The organism is Imperialibacter sp. EC-SDR9 (genome assembly GCF_902498805.1).
GTDB lineage: Bacteria > Bacteroidota > Bacteroidia > Cytophagales > Cyclobacteriaceae > Imperialibacter.
The window spans coordinates 1-10,718 of sequence record NZ_LR701618.1 but is presented as its reverse complement, the minus strand read 5'-3'; the positions used below and the strand labels follow the sequence as shown (position 1 = coordinate 10,718).

The window sequence follows — 10,718 nt, the reverse complement described above, 5'->3', positions numbered from 1 at the left end:
GGTGCGTTTGTGATGTATTGCCATCCACAGCACTCAATGTTCCTATGACATCTCCCACCGAGTTGTTTTCATCGATTGTTATTTCAGAGAGGAGGATGTCAGTAGGTGCGACTTGCTGCTCGGTGATCGTGACTCCCCAAACTTGCTCTGTTCCATCCTCAGCGGTGACGGTGTAGTTCACTGCTGATGTGAAGTTTTGCGACATGCCACTGACAGGGTTGCTGGTAGCACCATCAGACAAAGTGATGGTGGGAGCCAGAGAAGTTGGGCTCGTACCAGCGTTTACTTCCATCGTCACTGTATGATCTACATCATCGATGGTTGCTGGCCCTGTCTGTTGTGTCAAAACAAAACTCAGGATGTCATTTTCAGTGTTAATGAGGAAATCGATACCTATATGGCTATCTGTATTGACAGCATGATTGACATTGGCAGCGGTTGAATTAACAAAAGCACTATTATCGAAAGTAAATATCAGTCCGGCAATGTCCGCAGCGTCCTGATGAACGGACGCTTTGCCAGTGAAGGAAAGTACGGCTGAATACCCGTCAGCTGCCACGGCAAGGTCGGCAATTAGTCCGCCGGGTAGATTGGTGATGGTGTAGTCGGTGCTATAGGTTAGTGAGCTTCCGGCAGATGAAAACTTGTCATCCACGAGGAAAATATTCATTTCACCGCTCAGTGAGCCATCATTGGCGCCTGTTTCTGCAAAGCCGCCAAGATCGATATTGAATTGCTGGATGAGTGAATTATCTCCGTCGGCAACGAATACCTTTGATCCGTCCGGTTTAATCGCAATAGCCGTTCCATATATGCTGTAATCGTCCAGGCTAAAATAGTTCCCGTCAAAAGTAGCTCCAGCTGTGATGTCAAAAGGCTGGTTGAGAATATACCTTACTACTTCATAGTCATTATTGTCGTCTGTCATTATCAAGTAACGGCCATCCTCGGAAAAAGCCAGCCCGGTTGGGCTTGCTACGTCCTCCGTGTTTAAAGAGTTTCCATCAAATGACGGGGCAGTTGAAAGATCGAAAGCGCCGCCCAATGTGAATTGGAAGATGTCATAGTTTTCACTTGTCCCTGCGATAATCATTTTGGTGCCGTCGGGGCTGAAAGTGAAACCATAGACAGAGGTATCATAGCTTTCATAATTGAACGAATTGCCACTATAAGTAACCCCCGTTGTAATGTCAAAGGCACTGCCTAAGTTGTACTGATACACCTCATAATTATCGTTGTCGAGAATGAACATTCTCATGCCATCACTCGAAAAAGCCAAGTCTTCTGCGCCGGAAACCTGGGCTGACAGATCATAAGCTTGAGAGTAAGACACGCCAGCTGTTATGTCGTAGGCTGTTGTCAGAGTGTATTGATATAAGGTATAGTTATCGCCACCCAAAACAAAGAGCTTCATGCCATTGGAACTGAAAGCCAAACCAACGGGATAAGAATCCTGGCCGGAAACGTCGAGAGGTGTTCCGCCTGATGTTGCATGGGTCATGTCGAGGACATTGCCATACGAGAGTGAAGGCTGATTGTCTCTAAAATCAATCGCCCGGCTACTTGAAGCATTGGATGCGTTAGCTACAGCTGCTGCGCTTCCGCCAGCAAAAGCAGAGTTGTTGAAAGTAAAGGAAATGTCTGAGATGTCATTTGCGTCCTGATGGGCTGATGCCTTTCCTGTCAGGGTTAGTGTGGCTGTTTTACCGTTTCCGGCCACGTCCATGACTGGTGTAAGTCCTGAAGGAAGGTTTAGAATCGTATAGTCTGCACCGTGGCTCAATAGGCTCCCGGCGTTAGCAAATTGTTCGTCGATGATGCTTATAAGCATCTCTCCTTCAACGGTACCATCGTTAACTGCTACTTCCCGGAAACCATCGTAGGGCAACTCAAACTGAAAGACCTTTCCGCCGGCTCCCAGCATGAACAACCTTTTACCGTCAGGACTCAAGTGGATGTCCTGAGCGTGTGGATCGTACTTGAAAAAGTTGAAACTGCCTCCTGGCGTAACGCCTCCCGCAATGTCAAATGGGACTGTCAAATCAAATTCTCGAGTTTGAGTACTCCCAGGGTACGATGAGTTGGTTAGAAAAATCTTATGGCCATCTTCTGATATGTCGATATCAGTGTAATTATAGTTAGTGGTGCTGTATGGGGTTCCGTCGAATGTAACGTCCGCTGTAACGTCATATGGTGTAGCTAGCGAATATTGATATATTTTGTCTGTCTGCGAACCTATCATATAGAGTTTACTTCCATCGTGACTGAACGCCACTCCGCTAGGCGAAACGTCGTTACTTAGGTCAAAAATCCCATCCAGGGAGACAAAGCTTGATATATCGAATGGTGTTAATAAGCTGTACTGGACCAGGTCATCCGAACCACCCGACACATACATTTTTGTTCCGTCGGCATTGAAATCAACGTCGGTGGGTTGTGGCTCCTGGTTCGACACATCAAATGAATGGCCGGAATAAGACACACCAGAAGAAATATCAAATGGAGTGGTAAGGTTATACTGATAAATTGCCCCTTCGGCATAATCTGCAATGAATAACCTCATTCCATTGTTGCTAAACGACATCCCCAGGGAGGAACTCGTCTCACCAGTTACATCGTAAGTGGATGATAGCTTTGGGCTGTCTGTGGCCAAATCAAGTCTGCTGCCATAGGCCAGTGCTGGGATATTGTCGTTGAAGTCAACCCCAAAACCTGTTGGCCCATTTGTGGCATTCAGAACATCCGCAGCATCGCTATTTGAAAAGGCAGCGTCAGTAAAAGTGATGTCAATTTCATCGATATCATTCTCATCCTGGTGGCTTGTAGCTGTTCCGGTAAATGTAAGGGTTGCTGATTGACCATCCCCGGCAACAGTCATTACAGGGGTGAGACCCGCCGGAGCTGCAGATAGTGAATAGTGTGTGCCTATGGATAAAGTGCTTCCTGCATTCACGAAAGTATCGAAGCGCACGTTGGTAACAAGCCTTCCTGCTACGTTACCGTCATTGTCCGGTGACTCTTTAAAGCCGTCTTTGGCAAGAGTGTAAACTGCGAGTTTTTGATAAGTTGAAAAAATAAAACTCTTTCCATCTCCGGCGAATGTGAAGCCGGAAGCACCCGCACCTTCCGGCGATACATTGACTGAAACATTCGACGCTGTAACGCCAGATGAAAGATCGAACGGATTTTGAAGACTATATTGATGAACTGCGTTGCTGGCTGTTCCATACACAAACATTCTGGTTCCTTCCGTATTGAACTTAACTCCCACCGGGTTTGTCTCCTGAGCGGAAACGCTAACGAAATTACCCGAATTGGTAGCCGTGCTAATCGAAAAAGGTATAGCCAAATTGATTTGATACACCTTGTCGCCTGTCGCTCCAGTTAAGAACATTTTTGATCCATCCTGGCTTAAAGCAATGGAGGTAGGTGCGGAGTCAAGGCTACTTGCACTAAAGTATGATCCGCTATAGGTAGTGCCGGAACTAATATTGAACGGGTTGGTTAAGTTATATTCAAAAATACGTTTGGTAGCGTGTCCAAGAACAAACATCTTCAAACCATCAGCACTGAAGGCGATGTCTTTCGGGCTAACGTCTTCTGAAGACACAGAAAAAGGCGTGAAGCCCACACCATACCCCAGGTCTGGCCTGAAAGGTGTGCTTACCGACAACATATAAATTTCTTTGTCAGTTGGTCCCACCACATACATTCTGGTGCCATCTGCGTTGAATGCTAGCCCTCTTGGATAATCGTCGGTACTTGCTGCGTATAAGGCAGCACTATTATTGAAAGTAGCCCCATCAATCAGACTGAAGGCATTGCCAAATGTGACTTCTACATTGGCTTCAAAGTCGATGCCGATTCCGCTATCGGCTGACTGTGCATTGAAAACATCGGCAGCGTCATTTTCAACAAATGCTGAGTTGTTGAAGTTAAATCGAAGACCCTGTATATCGTTGGTGTTTTGATGATAAGACGCTGATCCACTAAGAGTTAGAATGGCGCTCTGTCCGTCGCTGGCAACATTCAGCGATGGAGTCAGGTTGGGCGGTAGATTGCTGATGGAATAGTCTACGTTATAAGTTAACGAACCTCCGCCACTGGTAAACAGGTCATCTACAATTTTTAATTCCACACTCCCTTCTACTGACCCGTCATTTTCTGATGTTTCAGCAAAGCCCTCCAGGTTGAATCCATACTCAAAAATTTTGTCTTGGGAGTACCCTATAACATATGCTTTATGGCCGGCGGGGTGAATAAAGAGTCCGCCAGGGTGACTTTCTTGTCCGGAAAAATCCAGTTCAACAAAGTTTTCATCTATACCTCCGGCTAAATCAAAGGCAGTATTCAGAGTGATTTGATAAACCTTACCCGTACCCCTTGAGATCACATAGATCTTTTTTCCATCGTAACTCAGGCTGATATCTTCCATCTGAAATATTCCGGTATTAACAGATGTGTGGAGTGTGACTCCAGACCCAACATCGAATGGATTGGTAAGTGTGTACTGCCTAATAGGTTGTCCGGTTGTTGCAATAGGTAGAAATAACTTCGTTCCATCAGGGCTGAAATATATACCTCCCGTGGTAAGATATGGGGAATCGTCAGGATAGTTATATTCGAAGGAGACGCCTGAAGTAATGTTGAAAGGTGTTGTGAGGCTATACTGATAAATCCCATGAGTATTGCTAGAATTTGACCCTGTAACAAACATGGTAAGGCCATCGTTGCTGAAAGCCATTCCATAGGGGTTGTCCAATTGAGCGGCCACACTAAAAGGTGTCCCATCGTTGGTTATTCCACCGGTCGTTACAAATGGCGTGGCAAGTGAGTACTGATTAATCTCGTCCCCCGCATTGCCCACGATATACATTTTCAATCCGTCTGGTCTGAATGTAATCCCTTGAGGGGATCCTTCATCGGTACTTAAAGAAACGGAGTTTCCCAAAAGCTTCCAGCCATTCGTTGCATCAAATGCAGAGCTGTATAATATTTTTTGGGCACTCGCCGTCTTTTCGGCAAGGCTCGTCAGCGATATAACAAGCAGCAAAACTTTAAATTGTAAAATGTTTTTCATGGCATAAAGGTTTCAAGTGGTAAAATGTGATTCACTGCGACATTTGTCTGGTTATGCGAATTTTGGTTGTACCCTTAGTCAGCCAGGTATTAGAATGTGAACATCATTTCACTATTTTTTTCATTTCTTATTTTTTCTTTCGATAGTGTTCACATATTTGTAGTTCGCCGACTAACTAGTGAAAATCAGTTTCAGAAGAAGTGAGAAAGACATCATCGCCAGCATTCGTGAGGGGAACCAGCGGGTGATGGAGGAGGTATACTTTAGTTACCGAAATGAATTTGTCAGCTGGAGCAGAAGGAAGTTTGCTATTACGGAGCAAGATGCACTGGATCACTATCAGGATACGCTGACGGTGTTTTTTGAAAAAGTAATGAACAACAGCATTTCAGGCATTGAAAGCAGCCTGAAGACGTATCTTTTTGGTATTGGGAAGAACAAGGTGAGGCAGCAGTTCGACGAAAGGAATCGGATGAAGCGCCACGAGGAGGGGTTGGTGGAACACTATCGGTTTTTGTCGGAAAACAAGGAAGCGGAAGCGACCTACGACCTGGCGAGGCAGCAAACCTGGGAGCTTTTCGATGCCATGGGCGAGGCGTGCAAGCACATACTTCGGCTTTTCTATTTTGAGAAAAGATCAATGAGTGAGATCGCTGAGATCATGGGACACAACAGTGAGGCGGTCTCGAGAACGACCAAAAAGAGGTGCCTGGAAAAGATCAGGTCTCAGGTGAAAAAACCATTAGGCGATGGATGAAGCGAGAGAAAAATATTTGCAGGGTAAGCTGACAGAAGTCGAACGGAAGGCTTTTGAAGGGAATCTATCTGTGGAGGAACAGCAGGAGCTGGCATTTGAGCTGGGAATAAGGGATGGCATTGAAAGTAAAGAGAGGCTGGAACTAAGAACAAAAGTGGAAAGCTTTGAAAAGAAAGCAAGGCCTGTCAGAAAGATCAACCCCACGTATATAGGCATTGCTGCTTCCTTGTTTTTGGTGGCTTCCGTCGCATTCTTTCTTACCCGACAGGAGGAATCACTTTTTAGCGAGTATTACAAGCCCTATCCGAATTATGAATTGACGTCGGTAAGGGGAGAACAAAATATAAACGGGAGGGAAAAGGCTTATCAGGCATATGATGAGGGAGAATATGAGGCCGCCATCACCGCCTTCGGTACCTTGAACTCGCTATCCGCCCCGGACTACTTTTTCAGAGGAATCTGCCTCATCGAGATGAATAAAGAGGCACTTGCCCTCACTGACATGGAGCAGGTATTGCGCATGAAAGATGAAGATTATTCGGAAGCGGCCACCTGGTATACTGCCCTTATATACGTGAAAATGAGTGACAACAAAAGCGCTATTCCTCTTTTGGAATCTCTGGAGTCGGGCAACTCTGAAATTGCCGCCAATTCGAAAAAACTTCTCAGTGAGCTTTAAGCGACCCCTGACTTCCTTTTGTAGACTACCAGAGTCAAAGAGACTACGATAATCATCGGGATCAGCCATATGATCGTATTTCGATCTTTTCCGATAGGGCTGGTGTCACCAATCAATACAAAACCTCCCCAGAAGAATGGGTTTCTCGCTTTGCCCTGAGCGGTGGTAAGATAGGCTCTTTTGGCGTTGGCCAGCGCCAAGTCTTTGGGTTGCCCCTTCGAAAGGTTTTCATAGAAGTGCCGCATAAGCTCGGGAGTGGACTTGTCTGAAGCAGGCCAAAGGCTCATCACAACGCTTGGCACACCCGCTGACCGAAAGGACCGGGCAAGGCTCATCACACCTTCTCCTTCTTCAATCTTGCCAACCCCGGTATTGCACGCACTCAGCGTGACCAAATCGGCGTTCAGGTGCAAATTGATCAATTCGAAGGCGTGCAGGAACCCATCTTCATTATCATCGCCTTCTGAAAAGACAAGTTTGGAATAGTCGGCATCACTTTCATTGACAATGGAGTGAGTGGCCAGGTGAAGGATTGAAAAATCTGCTGCTTCTTGCTTAAAGCTGGACTCAGAGGCGTCTTTGCCAAGCCTTGCCAAGCTATTGAAGATATCGCCCACATATTCGACTTCCTTCCTGGCACCGGGAAGGGAAACCAGCTCATCTGACCTTAGTGCCCACCCGGCCATCGAATAATTTGTTTTGCTCGTTTCTGAAAACTCAGGCGCATAGGCAAGTACCCTTATTTCTTCAGCGTTTTTATGTTTCCTGGTCTCAAGCAAGGTGGCGCTCAAATCATATGAAATGATATGATTTTCAATCAAGTACCTTCCTGATTCATCTAAAAGTAGGTCAAAAGGAATATAGCCGGTAGTCCCGCCAGGAATGACGATGAGGTCTTTACCTGCGATGGCCGGATACACAGGTGATAGTAAAAGACGAGTGAGCTCTTCGGACGTTTCCACAAAGATTTTTTCATTCTGGTCGGTCAATGCTTTTCTAAAGGTTGTGATAACTTCATCAAGGTTTTTTGCATCGCAAGAGTTGATTGTGGCGTCATTTTCAGAAATGAGCATCGAAAACAGGGTCTTGTCATCAGTTAGGTGAAAACTCAACAGTACGGTTGATTGACTTCGTTCCGCCAAAAAAGCTTGAATTGATCCAATGGATGCCGGTATGAGCCCAAACTTGTTCTCGGTGTACGCCGGATACTGTTTTTCAAGGCTTTTGATAAACTCCTCATACTCCCGGTTAATCTTGAAGAGATTGGCTTTGGTTGCCGAAGCATCTTGCTTTGACTCCAGTGTCGAAATGATCAGTGTATTCAGCGAGTCTTGTTTTAGGCGGAAGTCCTTATCCTGGATCAGTGTTGCCTCAGGTATGCCTGAAATTTGTTTCGCCTTTTCATCACTGAGTTTGCTCAACAATGCTGAACTTTTTGCCAGCTCAGTGTATCGGAAAATTTCTTCCAGATCCGCACGATTCTTGTTGGCTGCATACTTCCGGAAGTAAATTGGGATGGCATAGTCAGCCAGTTCCTTAATGCTGCCGGAGATAGAAATCAGGTCAGTATCCTTGGAGAAATTCAGCTTGAATCTCTCGATAACGCTTTCGGTGGCTTTCAAATAGGCAACCGATGTCTCCAGGTCTTCACTTTGGGCTGCGTGCGCTTCGGCTAACCCCAGCAGAGACCTTTGAATTTCCCGAAAGGACAGGTAATGTTGCAGGTCAGGGATCTTATCGGCATCTCCGTTCCAGGTATACCCCGGAAGGTTGTGCTGCAATGCCAGGTGGAACTCTGAAATGGCTTCCAGAGTCTTGTTTAGTTTCAGGTGACAATTTGCCAACCGGTTGTAGTTGTCTGCCTGGTCGTAGTTATGAGGCCCATACACTTTCTTGCCAATCTCAGCTGCTTCCTGAAAGTACGCCGCCGCTTTTTCGTAGTCGGGTATTTCCACCGCTACTGCACCAAGATTGTAAAAAGCATACCCGGTAAGATGATGGTCATGGCCGTATTTTTTTGTCCTTCCCTCCAGAATGATTCGAAAATACTTTTCGGCCTCATCGAACCTTTCCAGGCCCCCATAGCAGAGGCCAATGTGTTCGGTGGACTGCAGCACTTTAAGGTGGAGGGGGTCTAGCTGGTCACTTCTGATTTTCAGCGCCCGGCGGTGGATTTCCAGAGCCTTTTCAAATTGTTTTTTCTTGTAAAGCAAATAGCCAATGTTGTTTAGGCTGTTAGCTACCTCGAGGTGGTTCTCTCCGAGGTATTTTTTTCTTATGTCAAGAGACAATCCATAATATTCCAGCGCTTTGTCGTATTGCAGAAGGTTCTTGTACATAATCCCCATGCTGCCATAGAGAGTGCCGATTTCAGGGTGATCCGGTATCAGCAGTTTCAGTGTTATCTCCAGTTCTTTTTTAAATAGGATGAGCGAGCCGGCAAAGTCACCGGTGTACCATTTGATTCGGGCATTCAAGCCAATGAGTTTCGCTTTTAGTGTTTGATCATCAACCTTCATTGAATCATATAGCAAGCTGGCTTTTTTGTGGATTTTCTCAGCATCGATTAACTCGTGCATGTTGACCAGAGCAAGCCCTTTATGTGTATTATATCTGACAATGTCTTGCGGTTCGTTGGAGAGAGCAATGGCTTTATCAAACTTAATGAGAGCTATTTCATCCTTTCCTGTAAGTGCTGCCAGGCGCCCCTGAAGAAAGGTTATTTCAGCCTCTGTCTTCTGATCATGTGGAAGTTGTGCGATTTTTTCGATCACCCTCTCGACGTCATCGAATTTGGATAGTTCCTGGTAGCTGTTGACCTGCCCAATCAGTGAATTAATTTGATTAGTAATGTCCCTGGAGTTCAAAGACCCCATTTCAGCTTTTTTGTAAAGCTTCAAGGCCTCTTCATAGCGGGCATCCTGAAAAGCCCGTTCAGCTGCCACGAGCATGGGAGCAATTTCCTGACCGGAAGTACTGTAAAAGGCAAGCAAACTTAAGGCAAGTAGCAAGGTTCTCATTATACCAAGTTAACTAACGTCGGAAATACAACCTATAAAATCAAAAATAACAATTGAATCTTGTTTAGGTGAGATATGAGTGTAAAGTGCCTGAAAATCAGCCTGCTGTCATCATAAACATAAAAACCCTGGCACAGCGTGCCGGGGTTTTATTTTCCCCGAAGGGAATTTGATCGCATAAACCAGTGAACCATCGACCAGATGGCCGGTTTAACGTTGAAAGGGACTTATGCTGCCATGCCCTTTCGTTGTCGTTGTGGAATTAATTTTTGATGATTCTGTAGGATTTTACTTTCCCTTCGGTTGAGACTTGCAGTACATACACCCCTCCGGTCAGGCCAGCCAAACTGATGGATTCTGTGTCATGCAGGCTTTGGCTAACCAGGTTAATCACTGTCCCACTCATGTTTATTAAGCGCAGCTCGGTTCCAATAACTAAGCCCGTAATATGTACTTTATCGACTGCTGGGTTAGGATAAACGCTGAGGTTTGCAAACACTTCGGGAATACCTGTTTTTGTGCCTTCTTTGACTGTTACCGTAGCCGTCCACTCTTGTGTGCTGCCATCCTCAGCCGTAACGATGTACACAACTGCTGCCGAAAAATCCTGAGTGACTTCACCGCCAGGGCTTACCGTAGCTTTGTCGGAAACGGTGATTGCAGGACTAAGGTTAGTGATGTCAGTGCCAGTTTCCACCTCTATAGTCACGGTGTGATCCGTGGTGTTGATTAGGGCATCACCTGTTTGTTCGTGAAGCAAAAAGCTGATGATGTTCTTTGCGCTGCTTAAGGGTTCCGTGGCTGGAGCTACTGTCACCGTTACCGTCCACTCCTGCGTACTACCGTCTTCGGCCGTCACCGTATACACCACAGCGCTTGTGAAATCCTGAGGGGCGCCACTTGCAGGACTGATAGAAGCAGCAGCAGAAATGGTAATGGTGGGAGTAAGGCTATTTACATTAGTTCCTGCAACTACTTCAATAGCTACTGTATGTGCTGTAGCGTCAATTACTGCTGGCCCGGTTTCTTCGGGCAGCGAGAAGGTGAGGATGTCACTGGCACTGCTCAACGGCGCAGGCTCAACTGTTACTGTGACTGCCCATTCCTCCGTGGCACCATTCCCGGCAGTTACCGTGTAGGTGACTGGAGCAGAAAAATCTTGTGCTGCACCACTCGCCGGAC

General features: G+C 46.1%; 5 protein-coding genes. 2 read left to right on the top strand and 3 right to left on the bottom strand.

What is annotated here, in order from left to right; translation table 11 throughout:
* Positions 1–5,080 (bottom strand): PD40 domain-containing protein (locus GC130_RS25170; RefSeq protein ID WP_152001144.1); only part of this gene is annotated, 5,080 nt, incomplete at its 3' end.
* Between the two features lie 178 nt (positions 5,081–5,258).
* On the opposite strand from GC130_RS25170, the gene GC130_RS25165 reads away from it, so the two are divergent.
* On the top strand, positions 5,259–5,837 hold the full coding sequence (locus GC130_RS25165; protein WP_152001143.1) for an RNA polymerase sigma factor: 579 nt from the start codon (positions 5,259–5,261) through the stop codon (positions 5,835–5,837).
* Complete coding sequence (locus GC130_RS25160) at positions 5,830–6,516, top strand: tol-pal system YbgF family protein (protein ID WP_152001142.1); 687 nt, start codon at positions 5,830–5,832, stop codon at positions 6,514–6,516. Before GC130_RS25165 ends, GC130_RS25160 begins: the two co-directional genes overlap by 8 nt.
* Here the strand turns inward: GC130_RS25160 and GC130_RS25155 are convergent.
* Positions 6,513–9,536 carry a CHAT domain-containing tetratricopeptide repeat protein gene (locus GC130_RS25155; RefSeq protein WP_152001141.1) on the bottom strand — a complete coding sequence of 1,008 codons (3,024 nt, stop codon included), beginning with the start codon at positions 9,534–9,536 and terminating at the stop codon, positions 6,513–6,515. The two genes, GC130_RS25160 and GC130_RS25155, sit on opposite strands and share 4 nt — an antisense overlap.
* A gap of 262 nt (positions 9,537–9,798) precedes the next feature.
* A partial coding sequence (locus GC130_RS25150; protein WP_152001140.1) for a DUF5018 domain-containing protein occupies positions 9,799–10,718 on the bottom strand: 920 nt, incomplete at its 5' end.

Excerpts from the sequence above, each read along its gene's own strand:
- GC130_RS25155 (WP_152001141.1), bottom strand. The coding sequence starts at position 9,536 with ATGAGAACCTTGCTACTTGCCTTAAGTTTGCTTGCCTTTTACAGTACT.
- GC130_RS25160 (WP_152001142.1), top strand. The coding sequence starts at position 5,830 with ATGGATGAAGCGAGAGAAAAATATTTGCAGGGTAAGCTGACAGAAGTC.